The sequence below is a fragment of the Collinsella sp. AF25-2LB genome, from assembly GCF_003458415.1.
Lineage (GTDB): Bacteria > Actinomycetota > Coriobacteriia > Coriobacteriales > Coriobacteriaceae > Collinsella.
This window is the reverse complement of record NZ_QRUF01000009.1, coordinates 1-24041: the sequence shown is the minus strand read 5'-3', so window position 1 is coordinate 24041 and position 24041 is coordinate 1. Positions and strand designations below refer to the sequence as shown.

19 protein-coding genes are annotated in these 24041 nt (G+C 59.0%); 11 read left to right on the top strand and 8 right to left on the bottom strand.

Translation table 11 applies throughout. The annotated features are described in order from the left end of the window. Nucleotides 1-292 precede the first annotated feature (292 nt). Both DWY51_RS05480 and DWY51_RS05475 read right to left on the bottom strand, forming a co-directional pair. Entirely contained in the window at nt 293-2269 is a 1977-nt protein-coding gene (locus tag DWY51_RS05480; RefSeq protein ID WP_117770121.1) for a C69 family dipeptidase, read from the bottom strand. Between the two features lie 408 nt (nt 2270-2677). Further along, nucleotides 2678-3595 (bottom strand): diacylglycerol kinase family protein, encoded by a 918-nt coding sequence (locus tag DWY51_RS05475; protein WP_117759024.1) that lies wholly within the window; start codon nt 3593-3595, stop codon nt 2678-2680. 98 nt (nt 3596-3693) lie between these two features. Here DWY51_RS05475 and rnd point away from each other — a divergent pair, with 98 nt between their 5' ends. From rnd to DWY51_RS05430, 9 genes are all read left to right on the top strand, one after another. Continuing rightward, complete coding sequence (gene rnd / locus DWY51_RS05470) at nt 3694-4827, top strand: ribonuclease D (protein ID WP_006234315.1); 1134 nt, start codon at nt 3694-3696, stop codon at nt 4825-4827. 124 nt (nt 4828-4951) lie between these two features. Next, nucleotides 4952-5656 carry a zinc metallopeptidase gene (locus DWY51_RS05465; protein ID WP_117759022.1) on the top strand — a complete coding sequence of 235 codons (705 nt, stop codon included), beginning with the start codon at nt 4952-4954 and terminating at the stop codon, nt 5654-5656. Nucleotides 5657-5771: 115 nt separating this feature from the next. After that, nucleotides 5772-7223 (top strand): exodeoxyribonuclease VII large subunit, encoded by a 1452-nt coding sequence (xseA, locus tag DWY51_RS05460; protein WP_369831645.1) that lies wholly within the window; start codon nt 5772-5774, stop codon nt 7221-7223. Between the two features lie 42 nt (nt 7224-7265). Further along, on the top strand, nt 7266-7532 hold the full coding sequence (xseB, locus tag DWY51_RS05455) for an exodeoxyribonuclease VII small subunit (protein WP_006234311.1): 267 nt from the start codon (nt 7266-7268) through the stop codon (nt 7530-7532). Between the two features lie 49 nt (nt 7533-7581). Then, nucleotides 7582-7917 carry a histidine triad nucleotide-binding protein gene (locus DWY51_RS05450; RefSeq protein WP_035137921.1) on the top strand — a complete coding sequence of 112 codons (336 nt, stop codon included), beginning with the start codon at nt 7582-7584 and terminating at the stop codon, nt 7915-7917. 41 nt (nt 7918-7958) lie between these two features. After that, nucleotides 7959-8849, top strand: coding sequence for a LysR family transcriptional regulator (locus DWY51_RS05445; protein WP_117759020.1), 891 nt, complete (start codon nt 7959-7961; stop codon nt 8847-8849). 119 nt (nt 8850-8968) lie between these two features. After that, entirely contained in the window at nt 8969-10129 is a 1161-nt protein-coding gene (locus DWY51_RS05440) for an MFS transporter (RefSeq protein ID WP_117770120.1), read from the top strand. A gap of 120 nt (nt 10130-10249) precedes the next feature. Further along, the gene (locus DWY51_RS05435) at nt 10250-11428 is read left to right on the top strand and encodes an acetate/propionate family kinase (protein WP_117770119.1); all 1179 of its coding nucleotides are present in this window, start codon (nt 10250-10252) and stop codon (nt 11426-11428) included. Nucleotides 11429-11592: 164 nt separating this feature from the next. Then, a complete protein-coding gene (locus tag DWY51_RS05430; RefSeq protein ID WP_117770118.1) occupies nt 11593-12771 on the top strand; it encodes an acetate/propionate family kinase in 1179 nt (392 codons plus the stop codon). 550 nt (nt 12772-13321) lie between these two features. Here DWY51_RS05430 and pta read toward each other — a convergent pair. Further along, nucleotides 13322-14302 carry a phosphate acetyltransferase gene (gene pta, locus DWY51_RS05425; protein WP_006234296.1) on the bottom strand — a complete coding sequence of 327 codons (981 nt, stop codon included), beginning with the start codon at nt 14300-14302 and terminating at the stop codon, nt 13322-13324. Nucleotides 14303-14533: 231 nt separating this feature from the next. On the opposite strand from pta, the gene glf reads away from it, so the two are divergent. Next, nucleotides 14534-15736, top strand: coding sequence for a UDP-galactopyranose mutase (glf, locus tag DWY51_RS05420; RefSeq protein ID WP_117770117.1), 1203 nt, complete (start codon nt 14534-14536; stop codon nt 15734-15736). Then, the gene (locus tag DWY51_RS05415) at nt 15729-16760 is read left to right on the top strand and encodes a glycosyltransferase family 2 protein (protein ID WP_006234294.1); all 1032 of its coding nucleotides are present in this window, start codon (nt 15729-15731) and stop codon (nt 16758-16760) included. The genes glf and DWY51_RS05415 overlap by 8 nt, the downstream gene beginning before the upstream one ends. A 376-nt stretch (nt 16761-17136) precedes the next feature. Here the strand turns inward: DWY51_RS05415 and DWY51_RS05410 are convergent, their stop codons facing one another. From DWY51_RS05410 to ppk1, 5 genes are all read right to left on the bottom strand, one after another. Beyond that, nucleotides 17137-18138, bottom strand: coding sequence for a P1 family peptidase (locus tag DWY51_RS05410; RefSeq protein WP_117770116.1), 1002 nt, complete (start codon nt 18136-18138; stop codon nt 17137-17139). A gap of 101 nt (nt 18139-18239) precedes the next feature. Next, complete coding sequence (locus DWY51_RS05405; RefSeq protein ID WP_117770115.1) at nt 18240-18821, bottom strand: nucleoside triphosphate pyrophosphatase; 582 nt, start codon at nt 18819-18821, stop codon at nt 18240-18242. Beyond that, complete coding sequence (locus DWY51_RS05400; protein WP_055287259.1) at nt 18818-19360, bottom strand: DJ-1 family glyoxalase III; 543 nt, start codon at nt 19358-19360, stop codon at nt 18818-18820. The genes DWY51_RS05405 and DWY51_RS05400 overlap by 4 nt, the downstream gene beginning before the upstream one ends. Nucleotides 19361-19466: 106 nt before the next feature. After that, a complete protein-coding gene (gene rlmD / locus DWY51_RS05395; protein ID WP_117770114.1) occupies nt 19467-20795 on the bottom strand; it encodes a 23S rRNA (uracil(1939)-C(5))-methyltransferase RlmD in 1329 nt (442 codons plus the stop codon). 98 nt (nt 20796-20893) lie between these two features. Further along, nucleotides 20894-23467, bottom strand: coding sequence for a polyphosphate kinase 1 (ppk1, locus tag DWY51_RS05390; RefSeq protein ID WP_233504633.1), 2574 nt, complete (start codon nt 23465-23467; stop codon nt 20894-20896). Between the last annotated feature and the right edge of the window lie 574 nt (nt 23468-24041).

The following is a 24041-nucleotide window of genomic DNA, read 5'->3' as shown; positions in this document are numbered from 1 at the left end:
CCAATCACCTAGAGCGCAAAAACAGGCGTGAGGGACTCACTGTCGACCGATCGTATTCGCATCACGCCACCACCAGTTGTTGAGAGATTTCATCGTGTTCTTCATGTTGGTGGCTCCTTTCGTGATGCCGTGGCGCGGTCGCACCTAGTTGCTGTTGCGCTGCACTATAGCACAGCGAAGTGTGTGCGGGGAAATCTTTTTTAAAAAGATTTCAGGCGGGTTTCCCGCCGGTCAAAAGAGCGGGCTGGGCGGGCGAGGCTGCCATTGCTGCCTTGCCCGCCCAGCTAAGACGTTACTCCTTATTGCGACGGTAGAGGAAGTAACCGCCCGCGGAGATGACGGCAACGCCAGCGATGGCGAATGCGGCCACCATGCGGCCATCAAAACGATCGCCAGTGGTGGGCAGGCCGCCCTTGGTGTTCGTCTTGTTAGTGGTTACCGTGGTCGTGGTGTCGGACTTGCTAGGCTTCTCAGGCTTGGCGGCTGGCTGCTCGGGCTTAGCGGGCTGCTCGGGGGTACCGGGCTGCTCAGGAGTACCAGGCTGCTCGGGAGTGCCGGGCTGATCCGGGGTGACCGGATCGGTGGCAAGAGCATCCTTGGCGTAGGTGATGGACACCTTGAGGCCGTTGGTCTCGGTGTTCAGGTCGCTTGGGGTGAAGGGCTGGTCGAAGTTTTCGGCCTTCTGATAGGCGCGCATCTCCTGGAGCAGTGCCTTGCACTTCTTGTAGGTGTTCTCGGTAGCAGCCTTGCCGGCCTTGTTGGCCAGGGCAGTGCGGCCCTCGGTGGTCGTCTCGGCCAGCATGGCGGTGTCGACTTCCTTGTTCTGCTCGATGAGCTCGTTCTGGAGCGCATCGAGGTAGGTGCGGACGCTGGTGGCGAATTGTGCGCGGTTCGCGAAGCAAAGCGAGTTGATGTCCATCAGGACGTAGTTAATGGAGTTCTCGGGCTCCTCGTTGTTCACGATGTCCGTCTCGCTGCAGTGACCATAATCAACGGTCTGGTCGCTGAAGTAGGGGCTGACTTCGGTCATCAGAGCGGAGTATAGCGGGATAGCGACGGAGAACTCGGCGCAGGAGAGCATCTCCCACTGGATGGTTGCAACCTCGGGGTCATAGCCCTTTCGAATCTGGAAGAGGTTGGCCTCGGCGTTGCGGTCGGAACCGATGCTGCTGACACCGTCAGTATTGGCATTAAGGCCGGGGACTTTTTCACCGCGGTTGCCGAAGGCGCGAATCAGCTCAAACGTGTTCCAGTCGGACTTGCTGGGCTGGAAGAACAGCGGCTGCATCTCATGAACCATGGCACCGAGCGTGACGTCATTCTTGTCCTTGTCCTTGACGATCTCGTAGTCGGTGCCCTCGGTCAGCGGAGCCATAAAGTAGTCACGGCCCTGGATATAACGCGCCCAAGAGCCCATGCCCGTATTGTTGATAGATACACCGTAGGTCTGGGCAACATCGAACTGTTCGTCTTCAAAGTACTTGGCGAAGCCCTTCTCTTCGGGCATAGTCTTGATCCCCTCAGAGTGGAGGCAGTTCTCAGGATCGTCAAGATTGACCTGGAAATTGAGGTTACTAATGTTGGGGTTGACCGAAGCGACGTCGTCGGTCAGCTTCATAGCGATCCACTGGTGGCCGGAAAGCGCGGCGAACAGCCAAGTTTCGGTGTTGTCGGCGATGACAATCTGGTCGTTGGAGCAGACGCCCTGCTCGTCAATTAGACTGCCGATAAGCTCGACGCCCTCGCGGGCCGTTGCGCTCTCGCCCAAGATGACGCCCGCGTAGCTGTACTCGCCGATGCCGGTATTTTTGACCTCGGGATTTGCTTTGTGGGCATGCTCGGTCGTGGGATCCGCTGCCTTGGCATCGTCGTTGTAGGAGGTGCTCAGTGTTGCGGAGCAGGAGACGCCCTTCTCATTGATGCCGGCCTCGGAGTAGGCATCCCAGCGTCCGTCCCACTCAGCAGGATGGTCGCGCACGTAGCTGTAACGATACGTAGTCTTGGTCGAGGTGTAGGAGAATCCGGACTCGTTCGAGCTGTAGGTATGACCAGGGCCATAAGAGGGCTCGATGCCATAGTGTTTGAGGTAACGAGTGCCAATGTCCTCGGTGCGGCCATAGTACGTGTTACCGTCGGCCGTAAGGTTCTTGCCCATGTACATCTGCGTGCAGGCGAGCGCAGATGTCGGCATGGACATGATGGTTGCAGCTCCAAAGGCGAGGCCTATGCCAAGCTTTTTGAGCGCGTTGACGGGGTGAGTTTTCCTCATTTTCCCTCCCAGCGTGCGAAAGCCCTCCGTTGCCAGAGGGCTTCAGCCAATAAAGACACCCCATTAGCGTAACGAACTGGAAACAATATTCATCTATGAAAGAAACTTACTCGATAAGCGTAATGAAATATGCGATGAGCGGTTAATTGTACTCAGTTTATAGCTTTACTTTAATAAAGACGCCCTGTAATTACTGTAGTCGAATAAAGTAGCTGGGAATGCCCGAAATGAAAATCCCCTGCTGTTTGGCAAATGCATAAACGGCAGGGGAGACGATAATTGGATGAATATCATACCAATGTAGATTTACTTCTTTCGGCGGTGAATCACGTTGATGGCGTAACCGACGAGCATGGCCAAGACGATGACAATAAAGCCGATCAGGGGATTGTCGTTCATGGGGTCCTCCTATTTTCCGAGCGGTGAGAATTCGTCGACGATGAGGTCGAGGCATTGCGGAAGCGCGCGGGCACCAAAGACGCCCGAGTTGCTGGAGATGATCTCGCCATCGAACTGCATGCCCAGCGACGGCGTGCAGGTGATCTTGGCTTCCTTGGTCTGGATGATCTTGAACTGCGGACGGCCGAGCAACTTGCCGGCGGGGTCGAGCGCGGCGGTGATCACGGTCGGGAGCAGCTGGACGGTTTTTACGGGCTCGATGACCGCGATGTCGACCATGCCGTCGTTCATGCGGCAATCGGGGAACAGGTTGATGTCGTTTTGAATGACCGAGGTGTTGCCGGCCATGCAGCAGATGCCATCGAGCTCCTCGACAATGCCGTCATGCTCAATCGTAAAGTGCGCTACCGTAGGGTTGGGCGTGGCGAGCGCAGAGAGGAAGTAGGCGATCTCGCCGATGTCGTTTTTGGTGGGGGCGGCCTTCATCATGATCTCGGCGTCGAAGCCCGAGCCGGCGATGATGATAAAGCCGTGGCGCTTCTCGTTGCCGTCTTCGTCGAGCCAAAAGAGCTCGCCCATGTCTACTTTGACCGTGCGACCGGCGCGGCAAGCCTTGGCAAGCGCCGCCGCCTCGGGGGCATTGCCGATGTTGTTGAAGAACAGGCAGGCCGTACCGGAGGGGAAGACGAGCGTGGGGACACCGCATCCGCGCATCTGGTCGAGCACGTTGGAGACAGTGCCATCACCGCCCGAAACGACCACGCGATCAAACTCGCGCACGTCTGCCACGGCGTCCTCGGGTTCCATGCCATCGCCGATAAAGCGCATCACGACCTCGTCGCCGCCCTGTGCAAGGGCGTGCGTGAATGCGAAGATTTCATCTGAGCTGGGGCCCGATGCCGGGTTGTGGATGATAAGGCAGCGCATACTTACGTTCCCGTTCTGTGACTAACCGAGTATAGTTGTAAGGCAATGCCGATATCCTACCCGTGTTTTTCGGGCCTAACCTTATTCGATGGGTTGATATGTACATTTCCACACATCAGGCTCTACTCGACTTTTGCCAGCGCGCCCGTGAGTTCGACGCGATTGCCGTCGATACCGAGTTTTTGCGCGAGCGCACGTTCCATCCGCGCCTGTGCTTGGTTCAGATTGCCACCCCTGCCGAGAGCGTCGCGGTCGATCCCCTGGTGATCGACGACCTATCGCCGCTGGCCGAGCTTATGGCAGACGAGAGCGTGACTAAGGTCTTCCACGCCTGCTCGCAGGATATGGAGGTTATGCTCCATACCGTGGGCGTGCTGCCACGACCGATTTTCGATACGCAGGTCGCCGCTGCCTTTTTGGGCGAGCGCCAGCAGATTTCGTATGGCGCGCTTGTTCAGACGTTTTGCGGCGTCTCGCTGCCCAAGACCGAGTCGCTGACCGACTGGTCGCGTCGCCCGCTGACCGATAAGCAGATTGAGTACGCGATTGATGACGTCAAGTACCTGATCGTCGCCTATACCGAGATGATGAGTCGCCTGCGCGAGCTGGGCCGTGTGGACTGGGTGCTCGACGAGCTACGCCCGCTGGCTGACGAGTCGCACTATCGCGCCGACCGTCACGAGGCATTCCGCAAGGTCAAGCGCATCAACTCGTGCAGCCGCCACCAGCTGGGCATCGCGCGCGAGCTCGCCGCCTGGCGCGAGGACCGCGCCGAGCGCCGTAACATCCCGCGCAAGTGGGTCATGTCCGACGACACGCTGCTTGCGCTCGTCAAGCGCAATCCCGTGCGCGTTGAGGAGTTCCGTAGCATTCGCGGTACCGATCAGTTGGGGGAGCGCGACGTGGACGGTGCGCTCATGGCCATCAAGCGCGGCGCAAGCTGCCCGCACGATCGCCTGCCGCTCATGGTGCGCGGGCATCGCCAGATCTCTCCGGAGCTGGAGAGCGTGACGGATCTCATGTACGCGCTTATCCGCCTGGTTGCCGAACGCTCGGGAGTGGCGACCTCGGTCATTGCCTCGCGCGATGACCTGGCCGACTATATTGAGCATCCCGAGCAGAGCCCCTTGCGCGAAGGCTGGCGCTTTGAGCTTGTGGGCTCGCGCCTGGACGATCTGCTCTCGGGCAACATGGGACTCACTGTGAAGGACGGCAAAATCGAGCTTTTGTAGTTACGCGGTTTGCCAAGCGCTGCAAACGTTTTAGAGCTGCAATGCCAAAACATCGATGGTGTCTCGTTGGCTGGGCGAGTGGGTAAAATGCCTCCAACGTGTAACTCGATTCGGAGGAATTCGCATGCCTTATTACTATGGATACGGCTTTGGCATCGACCCGCTGTACCTGCTGGTTGTTCTTGTCTGCACGGTGATCGGTCTTGCCGCACAGAACTATATCAACTCGACGTACAAAACCTGGTCCAAGGTTCGCTCGGACGGCGACACGGGCGCCACGGTCGCTCGCCGCATGCTCGACGCCAACGGCTGCAACGCCGTGGGTATCAAGGGCGTCGCTGGTGAGCTCACCGATCATTACAACCCGCAGGACAACAACCTGTATCTCTCGGATGCCAACCGTTCGGGCGGGTCGGTCGCAAGCGTTGCCGTTGCCTGCCACGAGGCGGGCCATGCCGCCCAGCGTCAAAGCGGTTATGCCATGATGAAGGTTCGCACCGCCCTCGTGCCGGTCGTCAACTTTACCCAGAACACCTGGACCATCGTGTTGCTCTTGGGCCTATTTATGAACATTGCCGGGCTCACGGCCCTCGCGCTGATCTTCTTCTCGTTTAGCGTGCTGTTCCAACTGGTTACGCTGCCGGTCGAGATTGATGCTAGTCGGCGCGCCGTGGCGTATATTGAGCAGTCGGGTATGAGCTCCAAGCAGGTCAACGGTGCCAAGAAGGTGCTGACGGCCGCCGCGCTTACCTATGTGGCTGCGGCGCTCACCTCGATTATTCAGCTGCTCTATCTTATGGCTCGCTACAACAGAAACTCCAACCGATAACAAATTGGGTCGCTGGGCGCCGCGGGGATTCGTGTCCCCGCGGCGCTGTACTATGTGTTGGACTTGAATTTGCGCAGGGCCGAAGCCCTTGTGCACGATGACGAAAGGAGGCTGCGTGGCAGGCTGGAATCTGACCGGCAATACCGTTTCCGCCGAGTTCGACGGTTCGGACGATCAGGAGCGCAAGGAGCTCAGCGTGAGCCAAGCGGTGGAGATCGCCGCCGGCGCGCTCGACGCCATTCCGCAGCTGAGCGTTTTGGGTGAGGTCACGGGTTTTCGTGGTCCCAATGCCCGAAGCGGCCACTGCTACTTCCAGATTAAAGACGACTCGGCCGCCGTCGACTGCATCATCTGGAAGGGCGCCTATCTCAAGCGTACCTTCGATCTGCGTGACGGCATGCAGGTGAGCTTTAAGGGCAGCTTCAACCTCTATAAGGCCACAGGCCGCATGAGCTTTGTCGCTCGCTCGTTTTCGCTGGCGGGGGAGGGTCTGCTGCGTCAACAAGTGGCGCAACTGGCCGAAAAGCTACGCCGCGAGGGCCTGATGGACGAAGCGCGCAAGCGCCGCATCCCGGTGTTCTGCTCCCGCGTGGCGGTCGTCACCTCGCTTTCCGGTGCGGTAATCGACGACGTCAAGCGTACATTGCGTCGGCGCAATCCGCTCGTCGAGCTTGTCTGCGTGGGCGCCAAGGTTCAAGGCGAGGGTGCGCCGGCCGAGCTTATCGAGGGCCTGCGCCGTGCCGCCGCCATCACGCCGGCGCCCGACTGCATCTTGCTGGTGCGCGGCGGCGGCTCCTTCGAGGACCTCATGACCTTCAACGACGAGGAGCTTGCCCGTGCAGTGGCTGCCTGTCCCGTGCCCGTGGTGACCGGTATCGGCCATGAGCCCGATACCTCGATTTGCGACATGGTGAGCGACCGCCGCGCCTCCACGCCCACGGCGGCGGCAGAATCGGTGGCGCCGGCTATGACGGAGTTGGCCGATGTGCTCGAGGCGCGCCATCAGCGTCTGGGTGCCGCGATGGCATCGATGATTGGGTCGGCCCAGGTCGACCTGGAGATGCTCGATCAGCGCGGTCGCCGTGCCTGGGATACCTATACGGCTCGCCTGGGCGATGCGCTCGATGCGGCTGCGTGCCGCCCGTGCCTCAACGACCCCACATTTATGGTCGAGCGTCGCGAATCGGAGCTTGCGCTGACCGCCGATCGCCTGTCGGGCGCCATAGTACGCTCGGTCGGGACATTTCGCTCCAACTTTGAGCGCTTGCCCGAGCGTCTGGTTGCAAGCACCTCGGGGCTCGATGGCAAGCGCCATGCGCTCACGCTCGCGAGCTCTCGCCTGGAGCATCAGGGGCGCACGATGCTCAACAAGCCAGCGTCCGACCTGGGCCGTACGGCAGCCTCGCTCGATGCCCTGTCGCCGCTCAAGGTGCTTGCCCGCGGCTATTCCATCGCGTACAGCGTTGACGGCGTGGCTATGAGCGCCAAGACCTTTAAGCCGGGCGACGCCATTCGCGTACGCATGGCAGACGGCAACGTGGCAGCAACGGTCGATACGGTCGAGTAGGCTGCGTTTCATAGCGATAAACCTTTAGGAAAGGAAACAGATATGGCAGAGAAAACCCCGGTCGAGCAGCTTACGTACAAGCAGGCTTCGCAGGAGTTGGAGCTCATCATCCGCAGCCTGGAGTCGGGCGATATGGAGCTCGAGGAGTCGCTCGAGAGCTATACCCGCGGCGTAGAGCTCCTCAAGAGCCTGCGTACTCGCTTGTCCGATGCCGAGCAGAAGGTCTCGGTGCTCCTTAAGGACGTCGACGGCAACGACGTGCTCGCCGACGGCGAGGCCGCCAACACGGACGACAACCTCTCGTTCTAACCACCCCGACCAAATATAATTACCTTGGTCTGCGAGAAAGGAACCAACCATGTGTGATTGCATCTTCTGCAAAATTGCCAACCACGAGATCCCCTCGACCGTCGTTTACGAGGACGATCAAGTCATCGCCTTCGACGACCTCAACCCCCAGGCGCCGGTCCACACTCTCGTGATTCCCAAGAAGCACTACAGCGATATCGCCGATAATGTGCCTGCCGAGACCATGGGCGCCATGGCTCACGCCATCCAGGAGGTCGCTAAGGCCAAGGGCTTGGAGGACGGTTTCCGCGTCATCTCCAACAAGGGCGTCAACGCCGGTCAGACCGTCATGCATTTCCATATGCACGTCCTCGGCGGCAAGAACTTGGGTGAGAACCTCATCTGAGGGCGCGTAGGCCGTCGACTTGGCTGCCTTTGGAGTAATCTATGCAGCTTTCTCAACTCGAATACCTTCAAGCGGTAGCGAACTATGGCGGCGTGCGCAAAGCAGCTCGCGCCGTTCATGTGAGTCCGCAGGCCGTTTCGTCGGCAATCAAAAAGTTGGAATCTGAGTATCAGATCGTTTTGCTCAACCGATCGGCGGGGGAGGCTGTTTTGTCTCCGGCGGGCAGAGAATTTGCGCGTCGTGCACGCGTGATCCTGGCACAAGTCGACGATCTCAAAAAGTACGCTCAATCGAGGGACGACGGCGTCTCGCCCGACGGCCACTTTCGTCTTTACGCCCCCTGCCTTCATGGGCGGGGGCGCCTTTTTGCCGAAAACTGGTATGACTCGTTTGAAAGCTCGCACCCTCAGATTCACCTCGATGTGTGGCATCAGCCAACGGCTACATGCTTTGAATCACTTATACTTGGCATTTCGGACGCGGCTATCTCGTTTGAGGAACCACGGGACAGCGTCCTTTCTTCAAAATATATGGGTGAAAAGGAGCTCAGGGTTCTTTCATGCCCAGCTGGTCATCAATCTGTGGGTGCTATGACCGTTCGTGAGTTACTGGGCGGCAGGCTCGCTGTTCCCATTAATTTGTCACCCTGTCTCAATGCAATCAATCAATGTCCCGAAGCTCAGCTGGTTAATTTCCGCTTTCGCGATGTCGAATACGGAAACAGGGCGCAGGCTGAGTTTCTTCAAGCCGGGGGATTGATATTGAGTTTTTCTGGCTCTTCTCTCGCATCGGATGGATCGGAAGTGAGCGAGTGCTCCATTGAAGCCTCACATGACGTAGCCTTGCCCATCTACTTTTGCTATCGACAAAATGCCTGGACCGATCGACACCAGACGGTATTTCTTCACCTATTGCGTCATCTCGCTTCGTGAGGCCATTTGGCCTCGTGTCGTCAAGTGAATGTTGACGCCCTGCAACACATAGCTGACAGCTTTGCCCTCATGCTTTTCCAAGATTTCGATTTAGATTGCTGACTCTTGGAGGGCGGAGCATGAAAAACCGTACGGTTTTGCTTTATATGACGTTCGTTTTTCTGTCGAACTTCAGCACTATTTTGTATTTTCTGACGGTTTACCTTGAATTCGTCGGATTCTCGATAGTGGCGATTTCTAGCATGATGATTGCATATCAAGTGAGCAAGTTCATCCTCGAAGTTCCCACTGGCTATATTGCTGATAGGTTTGGACGAAAGGCAAGCGGTCTCGTTGGCGTCGTGGGGATGCTTGGATACTACGCCGCCCTGCTTCTCGTCCGTTCCCCTCTGCTTTTAATCGGTGCGTTCGCTCTCAAAGGTTTTGCCGTTGCATGTCTGAGCGGATCCATAGAAGCGATTTACATTGACAGCGTCTCTCAGGACCAGCTCGTAAGACTTAATGTCGTTGAGCGATTTGTTTTCTATGCCTCTTATGCCATCTCCGCTTGCGTGGGCGGTTTCATTTCGTCTGTCGGTGCATATCTCATTGGTCTTTCGGCAGATATCATCGCAATGGTGTTGACGTTGGTTGTCGTTGTCTGCATTCCTGAGATGCGAAGAGGGGGCACTGCGGGGGCACCTGAGCGTGGAATTAGCCCGAAGATGATCGGTGCCGCTATTGCGTGTAATGGCATTCTTCGTTCAGCGTTCATCATGGACTGTTCTCAGGCATTTGCTTTTGTCGCCCTGGAAGACTTTTTCTCACTGCTGCTTGCGGGCCGCGGAATGAATTCCGTCGCTTCGGGTGTGACCATTGCGGTCCAGCTCCTTGCCTCGGCCTCCATGGGGCTTATTGTGCCCAGTGTGATTGCTCATGTCGACAAGGGCCGTTTTGCGCGTATTTGCGGCATCATTCGCTTAGTCTTGACAGCTTTGTTTTTGATCCCCCTTACTCCGGCTAATTTGCTGCCCGTGTTCTATGTGCTGCAGACAGTTGCGTACTCGTTGTTTGCCCCAATCAAATACTCAGTTTTCCAAAATGCTGCCGACTCATCGATGCGCTGTTCACTGATTTCGGTTCAAAGCCAGATGGTGGCGGTGGGTGCCGTTCTTTTCTATCTGCTCAACTCTGTGCTGAGTAGCGTTGCGGGCATTCGAGTCGTATTGCTTGTTGCGCTCGGGATTTCTTCCCTGGTGTATATCCCCGCGCTATTTCGTCTTACAAGTCAAAGGCCATGAGTATTTAGGCACCGATAACTTATATATCAACGCAATAAACCCGAGCGCGAGGGCGTTTGGGTTTATTATTGAAGTGTATGTAACCTGGCGGCGCCACACCGCCTGTTAGTAGGGAGACACATGAACGTTCTGGTCGTCAACGCAGGATCTTCGACCCTTAAGTATCAGGTCATCGATACCAAGTCCCACAAGGTGTCCGCAAAGGGCTCCTGCGAGCGCGTCTGCTTTACCGGCGGTACCTTCACCCATGCTGCCAACGGCTCCAAGAAGGTGACCGAGAACATCGAGTTCCCCGACCACAAGGTCGCCATCGAGGCTGTCCTGAAGGACCTCGAGGCCAACGGCGTCAAGATCGAGGGCATCGGTCACCGCATCGTTCAGGGCGGTTGGTACTTTGGCGATTCCTCCCTCGTCGACGAGGACGTTCTCGCCAAGATTCGCGAGGTCGCCCCGCTAGCGCCGCTGCACAACAACCCCGAGGCCAACGTTATCGAGTACTGCCTGGAGCAGTATCCCGACCTGCCCAACGTTACGGTCTACGACACCGCTTTCCACTTCAACATGCCCGAGGTCGCCAAGACTTACGCCCTTCCCAAGGATGTTTGCGACAAGCTGCACATCCGTAAGTACGGCGCCCACGGCACCAGCTACCGCTACATCTCCAAGAAGGTCGCCGAGATGACCAACGGCGAGGCCCGCAAGGTCGTCGTGTGCCACATCGGCTCCGGTGCCTCCCTGTGCGCCATCGAGGACGGCAAGTGCATGGACACCACCATGGGCCTCACCCCGCTCGACGGCGTCATGATGGGCACCCGCTGCGGCTCCATCGACCCGGCTACCGTGTGCTACCTGCAGCGCGAGGGCGGCTACACCTTCGACGAGGTCGACGAGATGATGAACAAGAAGTCCGGCCTTTTGGCTGTGACCGGCGGCAAGACCAACGACTGCCGCAATGTCGAGGAGCTCGCCGCTGCTGGTGACCCTGAGGCTCAGCTCGCCTTCGATATGTTCGTCTACAAGATTGCCGCCAAGGCTGCCGAGATGGCCACTTCCATGTGCGGCATGGACACGCTGGTCTTCACCGCCGGCATCGGTGAGCACGCTCCGGCCGTTCGCGCCGGCGTTGCCGACCGTCTGGCCTTTATGGGCGTCAAGATGGACCATGCCCGTAACGCCCTGCGTGGCGACGGCGCTTGGTGCCTGTCTGCCAAGGATTCCAAGGTCAAGATCTTCGTCATTCCCACGGACGAGGAGTTCATGATCGCTTCTGACGTCGAGCGCATCGTCAACGGCAAGTAATTGCAAGAGGGGAGGGGCTGGACGACCGAGCGCCGTTCGGCCCCTCTTTTGTGCTCGTTGGGCGATATGCTTGATAGCTATTTATCAAGTTGTGATAACTTCTTATTAAAATGCGGCCGCCTTAAGGGGTCTGCGTCGACCGTATTGCACTGCAAAGGAGTCTCATGAACGTACTTGTTGTCAACGCCGGCAGCTCAAGCCTTAAATATCAGCTTTTGGATACCGTTACCCGCGAGGTTTTCGCCAAGGGCAACTGCGAACGTATCGGTTCGGACATGGGCATCTTTGGCCACTCCGAGAACGGTGGCGCCAAGCAGACCGAGGAGGTCCCTTTCCCCGATCATCGCTCTGCTATCGCTCGTGTGCTCGAGGAGCTCGAGAAGACCGACTTTACGATTGATGGCATTGGGCATCGCATCGTTCAGGGCGGCTGGCACTTCGATGATTCCGCGGTCGTCGACGACGAGGTCATGGCCAAGATTCTCGAGGTGGCACCGCTTGCTCCGCTGCACAACTACGGCGAGGCCGCGGCGATTGAGTATTGCCGTGAGAAGTATCCGGAGCTGCCCAACGTGGCGGTCTTCGACACCTCGTTCCACATGACCATGCCCGAGGTCGCCTATACCTACGCGCTGCCCAAGGACGTGTGCGACAAGTACCACGTGCGCAAGTACGGCGCCCACGGCACGAGCCACCGCTATGAGTGGATGATGGCCAAGGAGATCCTGGGTTCGCGCTGCCACCGTCTGCTTTCGTGCCATTTGGGTAACGGTGCTTCGCTTGCTGCTATCGAGGACGGCGTGTGCCGCGACACCACGATGGGCCTCACGCCGCTTGACGGTCTGATGATGGGTACCCGCTGCGGTTCCATTGACCCGGCTACCGTATGCTACCTGCAGCGCGAGGGCGGTTACAGCTACCGGGAAGTCGACGACATGATGAACAAGCAGTCCGGCCTGCTTGCCATTTCGGGTATCTCCAACGACGCCCGCGACATCCGCACGCGCGCCTCCGAGGGCGATGAGCGCTGCCTGCTTGCCTTCGATATGTTCGCCTATAAGGCCATGCAGCAGGCCGGTTCCATGATCGCTTCCATGGCGGGCGTGGACACCATTACCTTTACCGCCGGCATCGGCGAGAACGACTGGTCGATCCGCAAGGCCTTCTGCGACTGCTTTGAGTGGTTGGGCGTGCGCATCGACAACAACAAGAACCGCGAGGCCGTGGGCAACGGCCCACAGGTCATCAGCGCCGCCGGCTCTTCCGTCACGGTTATGGTCATCCCCACCGACGAGGAATACATGATCGCCCACGACGTCGAGCGCCTGACCAAGAACAACTAACGCGCGCATTTGCAAGTAAACGAAAGGCCTCCAGAGCAACAGCTCCGGAGGCCTTTTTACTAGCAGGTGGACGGCGGAAACCCCATCCCATTTCGAGCGCAAATACTGGGACACGCTTTCCGGTTGAGGCACGTTGCGGAAAGTGCGACCCACAATAAAGCAAAATTCCGTCCCAAAGTTTCCCAAACAGGCCCCAAGCGGAAGCCACATCCCACAATCTGCCTCCAAACTGGGATGTAGTTTCCGGCACAACAACCGCCGAAGCCCACCGGCCTTTCAATCTCCAAAGTGATCATCATCAGCAACGCCTGCGCTCCCAGCAACGGCACCCATCCATTCAGATTTTCAGCTCCAGCTCGTAGCCAAGCCGCCGTCCACCCCGGATTCTCTGATTGCTACGTGGCGGCAGGGACCCTACAGGGTAAAGCTCTGAAAATATTCCGCAGGACGCATGAAACCCCCGCCGCACGAAGTGCGCAGCGGGGGTTTCATGCATGTCCGAGGACGTTTTCAGAGCTTTACCCTGTAGGGTCCCGAGGGGATATGTCCGCTACTCAGCCATCTGGGCCTGGACGGCGGTGATGGCCACGACACCCACGATGTCGTCGGCAGAGCAGCCGCGCGAAAGGTCGTTAACCGGCTTGGCGATGCCCTGCAGGATGGGGCCGTAGGCGTCGGCGCCGGCGAAGCGCTGGACCAGCTTGTAGCCGATGTTGCCGGCCTCGAGGTCGGGGAACACGAGCACGTTGGCCTTACCGGCAACGGAGGAACCAGGAGCCTTGAGCTGGGCGACGGTGGGAACGATGGCGGCGTCGAGCTGCAGGTCGCCATCGATGGCGAGCTCGGGAGCCTTCTCCTTGCAGAACTTCACGGCCTCTTGGACCTTCTTGGCGACCTCGCCGCCGGCGGAGCCCATGGTGGAGTAGGAGAGCATGGCCACGTGCGGCTCAACGTTGCCCATGAAGGTGGACCAGGAGTGAGCGGAGGCGATGGCGATCTCAGAGAGCTCGTCGGAGGACGGGTTGATGTTGAGGCCGCAGTCGGCGAAGATCAGCGTGCCGTCGGTGCCGAACTGCGGGGTGTCGGTGCACATCACGAAGAAGGCCGAGACCAGCTTGGTGCCCGGGGCGGTCTTGAGGATCTGAAGCGCAGGGCGCAGGGTGTCGGCGGTGGAGTGGCAGGCGCCGGAGACCAGGCCGTCGGCGTCGCCCATCTTGACCATCATGGTGCCAAAGTAGGTGGCATCCATCACCTGGGCGCGAGCCTGCTCGATGGTAACGCCCTTCTTGGCGCGGAGCTCGGCAAACTTCTGCGCGTACTCCTCGTGCTTCTCGGCATTACGCGGGTCGATGACGGTAGCGCCGGGAACGTTGATCTCGTCGGGGTTGCCCAGGATGACGATCTTTGCCAGGCCCTCCTCGATGATCTTGGTGGCCGCGACGATGGTGCGCGGATCCTCGCCCTCGGGCAGGACGATTGTCTTAAGGTCGGCCTTGGCGGCAGACTTCATACGGTTTAGGAAATCGCTCATGTTACTCCTTACAAGCGTTTCGCTAAGCTCCAGGCGCCCGGCTGTTCACGAATAAACCTGCTGCTAGCGGGTTTACCTTTCAATTATGTACGCCGCGGTGCTTGAGCTTTCCTTGTGTGGCAAGCTCATTATAGGACGCATTAGCGCTATAATCGCTCTGATAAATATGTCTCGAAGAATGTTCGAGAAAAGCCCAGCTAACGAGCCCGTGGCTTTTGACAAGGAGTATCGATGCAGATTACCTCAGGCCTGCCTGAAGGCTTTAACGCCGGCGTATACGACATGATTGTCGTCGGTGCTGGATATGCCGGTGCCGTTTGCGCCCGTCGTCTCGCCGAGACTATCGGCTATCGCGTTGCCGTTCTGGAACGCCGTAGCCACATTGCGGGTAACGCCTACGACTGCGCTGATGAGGCCGGAATCCTGGTCCACGAGTATGGTCCGCACATCTACCATACCTTTAATGAGCGCGTCCACAATTTCCTGTCGCGCTTTACCAAGTGGACGGACTACCAGCACAAGGTGCTCGCCAACATCAACGGCACCCTTATGCCTGTGCCCTTTAACCACGCGAGCCTCAAGCTTGCCTTTGGCGATGAGCGCGGCGAGGAGCTGTATCAGAAGCTCGTGGAGACCTTTGGCAAGGACGTCAAGGTGCCCATCATGGAGCTGCGCAAGAAGAACGACCCGGATCTTGCCGAGGTCGCCGATTACGTCTACGAGAACGTCTTTTTGCATTACACCATGAAGCAGTGGGGTCAGACGCCCGACCAGATCGATCCCTCGATCACCGGCCGCGTTCCCGTCTTTGTGGGCGACGATGACCGCTACTTCCCGCAGGCTCCCTTCCAGGGCATGCCGCAGGACGGCTATACCGCGCTGTTCGAGCGCATGCTCGACCACGATCTGATTGATGTGTTCTGCGACGTGGACGCCCGCGACCTCTTCGAGATCGACGAGACCACCGTCAAGATCGACGGTAAGGTCTATGGCGGCGAGATCGTCTACACCGGTCCGCTTGACGAGCTGTTCAACCTCGACCTGGGCGCTCTGCCGTACCGTACGCTCGACATGAAGTTCGAGACGCTCGATATGGACCAGTTCCAGCCCGTGGGCACCGTCAACTACACCACGAGCGAGGACTACACGCGCATTACCGAGTTCAAGAACATGACCGGTCAGATCCTGCCCGGCAAGACCACCATCATGAAGGAGTACTCCAAGGCCTATACGCCCGGCTCGGGCGAGACGCCGTACTACGCCATTCTTGAGCCCGAGAACCGTGAGCTCTATGAGCGCTATCTTGAGCGCGTCCAGAACCTGACGAACTTCCACCCGGTGGGTCGTCTGGCCGAGTATCGTTACTACGATATGGACGCCGTGACCAATTCCGCCCTCGATCTTTCGGATGAGATTATCGCCTGCCATGCATAAAGTCATAACATTCGGTATTCCCTCGTATAACGCCGCCAAGGACATGGACCATTGCATCACCTCCATCTTGGAGGGGAGCAATTACGCCACCGATATCGAGATTATCGTGGTGGACGACGGCTCCAAGGACGAGACGGCCGATAAGGCCGATGAGTGGGAGGCACGTTATCCCGGTATCATTCGCGCGGTACACCAGGAGAACGGTGGCCACGGTATTGCCGTCCTTTCGGGTCTGCGCGAGGCACAGGGCACCTACTACAAGGTTGTCGACTCGGATGACTGGCTCGACGCTGCGGCTCTTTCGACCATGCTGTCGATTCTGCGTGGCTTTGAAGAGCGCGATCAGCGCGTTGACCTGTTTATCTCGAACTACGTGTACGAGAAGGTTTACGAGGGCACGCATACCGCTATTGGCTACAAATTTGCCCTGCCGCGCAAAAAGATCTTTTCCTGGGATCAGATCGGTCATTTCCGCCTGGACCAGAACCTACTCATGCACAGCCTGTGCTATCGCACGGATGTGCTGCGCGAGTCCAACCTTCCCATGCCGCCGCACACGTTCTATGTGGACAACATCTACGCCTACGTGCCGCTGCCGCGTTGCAAGACCATGTACTACGCCGACATCGACCTCTATCGCTACTTTATCGGTCGCGAGGGCCAGAGTGTCAACGAGGCCACGATGGTCAAGCGTCTGGACCAGCAGTTCCGTGTGACGCGCATCATGATGGAGTCGTACCACCTGTACAGCGATGTTGAGTCGTCGCGTCTGCGCTCGTACATGATGGGCTATTTCACCATGATGATGGCGATCTGCTCGGTGCTCACCAAGCTTTCCGAGGAAGATTGCGCCGACGAGCGCCTAAAGACGCTGTGGAATGATTTGAAGGCCTACGACGAGCGCATGTATCGTCGTGCCCGCTACGGCGTGGTCGGGTTCTTCACCAATCTGCGCGGACGGGCCGGAGACAAAACCACACTCGGCCTATACCGTCTTGCCTCAAAGATCTTCAAATTCAACTAGCTGCCGAGTAATCGCTGCTGATAGGTTGACTGGGCCCCTTGGCCTTTAGTTTGCTACTGCGAACAGTCCTGCTCGCACGGAAAGCACATTAAGTGCTTTCCGGCTCGTGCGGAACTTGTATCAAACTAAAGGCCAAGGGGCCTCTGCTATAAGAATCGATTGTCAGGTTATTTGAATTTGAAGATCTTCGACGCGCGGTACACAGGGGCCTGGGCTGAAAAAATAATAGTTGGTAGTCGGTCGGAGGCGGGCGGGCATTACGTTTGTCGCGAGTTCCGCATGCAAAGAAGGCCACTTAATGTGGCCTTCGTCTTGCATAGGACTGTAGAGCAGCAAACGTAATGCCCGCCCGCCTCCGACCGACGGTCGAGTGAGATTACTTCGCAGCACCTGGGATTCCGTGGGAGGTTTTGGCGGTTTTGGCTCCGTTTGCGATGGCAGTTTCCAGGGCCCTTACTGCGAGCATGCCCAGCAGGTCTAGGGGAACGGCGGCGCTTGCCTGGGCGCCCAGTTTGCCGCTGGCGAGGGTGTAGATGGTGTCGCCGTCGTTGGTGGTGTGTGTGGGGCGGATGGCGTGTGCGTAGGCGTCTGCGGCCATCTGGGAGACCTTGGTGGCTTGTGCCTTAGTGAGTTCCACGTTGGTGACGATGCAGCTGATGGTGGTGTTGGTGCGGTCGAGCGGCATCTGCATGGATCCGGCGGCGGCAAAGGCTGCGAGTTCCATGTCGACGATCTGGTCGCTATCGGCTGCGGCGCGCATGCCGGAGACCCACTCGCCGGTGAAGGGGTCGACAACGTTGCCGCAGGCGTTGACCGAGACCACGGCGCCCACCTTGATGGGGCCGAGTGCCACGGCGGCAGCTCCAAGGCCGGCCTTCATGCAGGTGGCAGGCCCCATGAGCTTACCCACGGTAGCGCCCGTGCCGGCGCCTACGTTGCCCTGTTCGAGCTTGGTGGGGGTGTGGTCGAGTGCTTCGCGCACGGCGGCGATGCCGGCCTCAATGTCGGGGCGCACGGTGGGGTTACCAAAGGCAAGGTCGAAGATACAGCTGGAGCACACGATAGGCACCTGCGTGGGGCCGACGGGAAGGCCGATGCCGCGGCTCTCAAGCTCGCGAGCGACGCCGCTTGCAGCTTCGAGGCCAAAGGCCGATCCGCCCGAAAGGCAGACGGCGTGGACCTTGTCGACGGTGTTCTCGGGTCGTAGCAGGTCGGTCTCGCGCGAAGCGGGAGCGCCACCGCGTACGTCAACGCCGCCGGTGGCGCCCTCGGGTGCCACGATTACGGTGCAACCGGTGCCGGCCTCCTCGTCCGTATAGTTGCCATAGCAAAAGCCATCGACATCGCAGACGTCAATGGCCTCGAGCAGTGTATCCATGTTTAACTCCTATCGGTTTTCCGCCGCGCCTTGTGCCCGGTCGGGATCCGTACGGTACGCCAAAATTGTAGGCGCTGGGGAATACCCAGCGCCAGATGCAATTACGAGAGTTTTTGAATCGCGCGCGCGACGCGGGCGATGGGTAGGCCCACTACGTTATAGAAGTCGCCCGAAATATCGTGCACGAGCATGCGGCCGCCTGTGCCCTGGATGCCGTAGGCGCCTGCCTTATCCATGGGCTCACCCGAGGCAACGTAGTGCTCGATCTGCTCGTCGGTGAGCTCGTAGAACGTCACGTCGGTCACATCGACAAACGACAGGCTCTCGGCGGCATGCGGGGCGGCCGTATCGCCTGCCTTAACGATGCAGACGCCGGTTGCGACCTGGTGCGTGCGGCCCGAAAGCTCACGGAGCATGGTGCGCGCCTCGTCCTCGGTTGCCGGCTTGCCCAAAATCTTGCCGTCGAAGGTGACGATGGTGTCGGCCGCGACGGTCAACTCATTGGGCTCGGCATACTCGGCAGCAACGGCAGCCGCCTTGGCGCGTGCCAAGCGCTCGACAAGCGTGAGCGGGGGCTCGCCATCAAAGGGCGTTTCGTCGATATCCGCGGGAATCACGCGAATGTTGTAGCCTGCCTCGCGCATCAGCTCTATGCGGCGCGGCGATTGGGAAGCCAAAATCATAGTTGGATGCCCTCGGCGACCTTCTCGACGGCCTTGTCGCCGGCGAGCGTGCGCAGCAGCTCCAATGCAAAGGGGAGTGACTGTGCCATGCCGCTGGCAGTGATGATGTTGCCGTCTTGCGTGACCTTCTCGCCAGTATAGGCGCCTTCGGGGAAGCTTTTCTCAAAGCCAGGGAAGCACGTGGCGTGGCGCCCCTCGAGTAGGTCGAGCTCGCCCAGGATAAACGGGGCGGCGCAGATGGCGGCGACGTGCTTGGTCGCGGCGAACTCGCAGACCACGTCGCAGACACGCTGATCGGCGCGCAGGTTGGTGGCACCGGGCAGGCCGCCGGGCAGCACGACGCAGTCGTACTCGTCAAAGTTGATCTCATCAAAGAGCGCATCGCAGGTCACGGGGATCTGCAGCGAGCTTACGACCTCACGCGTGGGCATAATCGAGACGAGCGTGGCACGCACGCCGCCGCGACGCATGACATCGACCATGGTCAAGCATTCAATAGTTTCAAAGCCATCGGCGGCGAGAACGGCAACGCTGGGCATGAGGGTTCCTTTCATAGGCGGCATACAATTAGCCGTCTTATACCCCGAAGACCTCCGCTTGCCACGCTCGATTTCCCAATGATTTTTCTGAGCAATGATTAAGTGGCTAGTTGCGCCTAAGGTGGACGACGGTCTCGCAGTGGAAGGTTTGTGGGAACAGGTCGACTGGCGTGATCTTTACGGGGGAGAAGGTGCCTTCTTCGACAAAGCGTTTGAGATCGCGCGCCAGGGTGGCCGGGTCGCAGCTCACGTAGGCGACATCGTGGGCACTCGTGCTGGCGATAAGGTCGATCGCTTCGGGGGCGAGGCCTGCGCGCGGCGGGTCGACCACCAAGACGTCGGCATCCTGGTCGGGGAACTCGCGCACCGCGTCTCCGCCAATGACGTCGACGTTATCAAGCTTGTTGATCTCCAGGTTACGGCGCAGGTCGCGCACGGCGGGGCCGTAGGCCTCGACGGCGGCGACAAAGTCGCAGCGGCGGGCGAGCGGCAGGGTAAAGGTGCCGGCACCGCAGTACAGGTCCACGGCAAGCTCGTCTTCCTGCGGATCGAGCGTTTCCATGACAAGCTCGATCAAAATCTCGGCACCCTTGGTGTTGACCTGGAAAAAAGACGGGGCAGACAAGCGCATCTGACCCTCGGCGATATTCTCGGTCCATGAGCCCTCTCCGGCGAGCATTTCGACCTTGGAAACACGGCGGGCCTTCTTTTCGCCCTTGCTCATCACGCGTACGACACTTGTGGGGTGCGCGGCGTCTGCCAACACGCGCGAGACTTGCGAGCGCGGGAAAGAGCCCGTAGGCGTCCAGAGCGCCACCTCGAGTGCCTTGGTGCGACGCGAGGCGCGAATGCCCACGCGCTCAAGGCCCAGGTCGTGGCTGCCGCTCAGATAATTGAGCGCGCCGACGACCGATTTGAGTGCCTTGGGGAAGCGTTTGTCGAACAACGGGCACGAATCGACGGTCACGATCTTGCGAGGATCGACACCGTGCATGCCAAGACGCACGCGGCCGTTTACAACGGTCGGCTCGAGTTCGATTTTATTGCGGTAGCCCCAATCATCCTTGGTGTGGCGGATGGGTTGCACCAGTTCATCGACTTGATCGGGGCTGAACTTGCCGATACGCTCGAGCGTGGAGCGCAGATTTTGCTCCTTGGCGGCGAGCTGTGCCGTGCGTGAGAGATTGCCCCACGAGCAGCCGCCGCAGATGCCCACGAAGGGGCAGGGAGACTGAATGCGATCGGGGCTTGGCTCCAGAATCTCGGTGGTGCGGGCACGCATGAACGACTTGCCGTCCTGTACGACCTCGGCCTCGACGGTGTCGCCTGCCACGGCGCCCTGCACAAAGACGGCCTTGCCGTTGTCGGCGTGCGCCAGCCCGTCGGCGCCGTAGGTCATCGATTCTATAGTGAGCTTCATATTCCTGCCTGTCATTCGCGTTGTTGTTCGCACCATGGTAGCAGGGAAAAGCGCCCCGCATCCGAGGCTTTCCTCAAATGCGGGGCGCTTCTACAAACTGCTTCTACAAACGACTATTTCGTCTTGCCGGTAATGAGCGTCTTAAGACCCAGGCCGATCAGACCCAGGCCCATGCGCACGCGGCCGGGGCGATGGCGCTCGATGGCCTTGGTCTTGCCGGCGGGCTTATCGCGACGGGCGCTCGTCTCGGGTGCGGGCTTGATGACCTGCGGATCGGGCTGAGGTGCAGGTGCAGGCTCGGGCTCAATGACGGTCGCCTGGACCTCTTGGACCTTGGGTGTGGCCGGCTGCGGCTCAGGAGCAGGGGCGGGCTTTGCCTCGGCGGCGGGCTCCGGAGTCGCAGTAGCGGGCTCGGGCGCTTTCTCCACGGCGGGCTCTGCGGCAGCCTCGGGCTCATTCACCGGGGGAGCTGCAACCGCTTCCGGTTTGGCAGCTGCCCCGTGTTCAACATCGGCCTGAATGGCCTCCTCGGCCACACGTTCCTTCTCCTGTGCGCGCTGCTGCGCGGCGGCCTCGGCGTTGCGATAGGCACGCTCCAGCAGGGCTTCCTGCGAGTTGAAGGGTTTCTCACCCTCTGCACGCTCCACGGGGACCCAGGTGCCGTCGCTCGTGAGGCTGCGGGCCTTCACGTTGTCGCGCAGCTGCATGCCCATGTACTCGTGCACTAGGGCGCGGCAGGTGGGGTCGAGCACGGGGAAGGCAATCTCCACGCGGTGCTCGGTGTTGCGCGTCATCATGTCTGCCGAGCTCAGGTAAATCATGTCCGAGTCCACGCCGAAAGCATAGACGCGCGCGTGCTCCAAAAAGCGTCCGACGATGGAGCGGACATGCACGTTCTCGGTCTTGCCCGGAACACCGGGCTTGAGGCACGAGATGCCGCGGATGATCATGTCTACGCGCACGCCGGCACACGATGCCTCGGCGATCTTGTCGATAACCTCGCGGTCGGTCAGCGAGTTGAGCTTAAAGAACACGCGGGCGGGCTCGCCGGCAAGGGCGCGCTGGATCTCGCGGTCAAGCCCGCGCATGATGAGCGGTTTCAGTCCGACGGGCGCCACACCCAGGAAGCGGTAGTCGCCGCGCAGGTTGCCCAGCGACAGATTGCGGAAGAACAGGTTGGCGTCCTCGCCGATGCCGGGATGGGCTGTCATGAGCATAAAGTCGCTGTAGAGTTTGGCCGTCTTCTCGTTAAAGTTGCCGGTGCCCAAAAGCGTGAGGCGCGTTAGCGCCATGCCCTCGCGATAGGTGAGCTGGCAGATCTTTGAGTGGCATTTAAAGCCCTCGGAACCATAGATGACGGTGCAGCCGGCCTCTTCCAGGCGCTCGGCCCACTCGATGTTGTTCTGCTCGTCAAAGCGGGCACGAAGTTCCATGAGCACCGTGACCTCTTTGCCGTTCTCGGCAGCATCGATCAGCGACTCGCACAGGCGGCTCTGCTTGGCCACGCGGTAGAGCGTGATGCGCAGCGAGATGCACTCGGGGTCGTAGGCGGCCTCGTGCACCAGATCCAGGAAGGGGTTCATGGCCTCGTAGGGATAAAAGAGCAGCTTGTCGTGCTGCAGCACCTGCTCGCGGATGGAGCGGGTCATGTCGATGGTGGGATTGGGCTGCGGCCTAAACGGCGTAAAGAGCAGCTCGTTGCGCAGGTGCTCGGGAATCTTGCCCTCAATGCCAAAGACGTAGCCCAGGTCGAGCGGGATATCGCAGGTAAAGACAGAGCGGCGCGAAAGCTCGAGCGCCTTGCGGATGGTCTTGAGCGTTGCCTTCTCGAGCGACCCCGAGACCGCGAGCACTACCGGCTGCAGACGCAGGCGCTTCTTGAGGATGCGCTTCATGTGCTGGCGGTAGTCCTCTTCCTCTTCGACGCCCTCGCCGTCCGGATCGATGTCGGCGTTGCGGGTGACGCGGATCAGCGCACGATCCAGCGGCTTATAGGAGCCAAAGCAGCTGTCCAGGCAGGCGAGGATGACGTCCTCGAGCAAGATGTAGGAGTAGGTGCCGGTGGGCGAGGGGATCTCGACCACGCGGTTCATCGAGGCGGGAATCTCGATAAGGCCCAGCAGGCTCTCCTCGTCGGTGGCGCCGTCCAGACCACAGGCCAGATAGAGCGCGCCATTGCGTAGGTTGGGGAAGGGGTGGCGAGGATCGATGACCAGCGGCGAGATGACCGGCGACACGTAGGCCTGGAAGTAGCGGGTTACAAAGGTGCGCTCCTCGGGCGTAAGCGAATCGATGCGGGCGCGGTGAACGCCCAAGGTGTCGAGCTTGCCCTCGATGCTCTTAAAGATGGACTCCCAACGGGTAAGGAGCCCGGGCATTTCGGCCATGACAGCATCGACCTGTTCGGAGGCGGTCATATTGCTCTTGTTGTCGACAGGTTGCTTTTTGAGCTCTGCCAGATCGGACAGGCCGCCCACGCGCACCATGAGAAACTCGTCGAGGTTAGACTCGAAAATCGACACGAACTTTAGACGCTCGAACAGCGGAACGGTCTCATCGAAGGCTTCGTCAAGCACACGGTTGTCAAAGCGTAGCCAGCTGAGCTCTCGGTTCTGCGTGTACGAGAAGTCGCGAGGCGGTTTGCGCAGCTTTGCGGCGGCTTGCTTTTTTTCGATTTTGCTCGGCATATGCATCTGTCCGTTCAGTCCCCGCAGGGGACGGTAGCCTAACCCTATTCACTATTGTCTCAATTTAGTCGACTTGTGGCACGGACGTATTGTGCGAACGGTATCTTTACCTACTTCTTACGCTGACAAGGCATGCAACTAACTGTCCAACTCGTTTGGAAACAATCTATATCCATACTCAACTGGTGAGGATGTATGAATAAGAATGATTGCGAGCTGAATATAATCGAATCCAAATTGAATCATGGACAAACGACATATATATGCAGAAAACCGTTTTAGCTATGCAATTCCTAAACATGAAAATATTTGTGCAATCTAGCTTAATTCCTTAGAAAAAAGAACATTTACCTTTGAAAACCTGCTTTAGAGAACCGAAGTGCATCATGGGAGAATCATATGCGATATACCGTTCATCGCACTTTGCTGACCGTTCGGGGGCGAGGTGGAATTGCAGGTGGTTTTTGGATATAACTAGAGCTGTCAGCAAGCAGCGTCCCATACAGAGGGGCGCTGATACATTCGGCCAGTAAGGCCCGAAAGAAAGGTAGGAGGCCATGACGAAAGGTCTGCA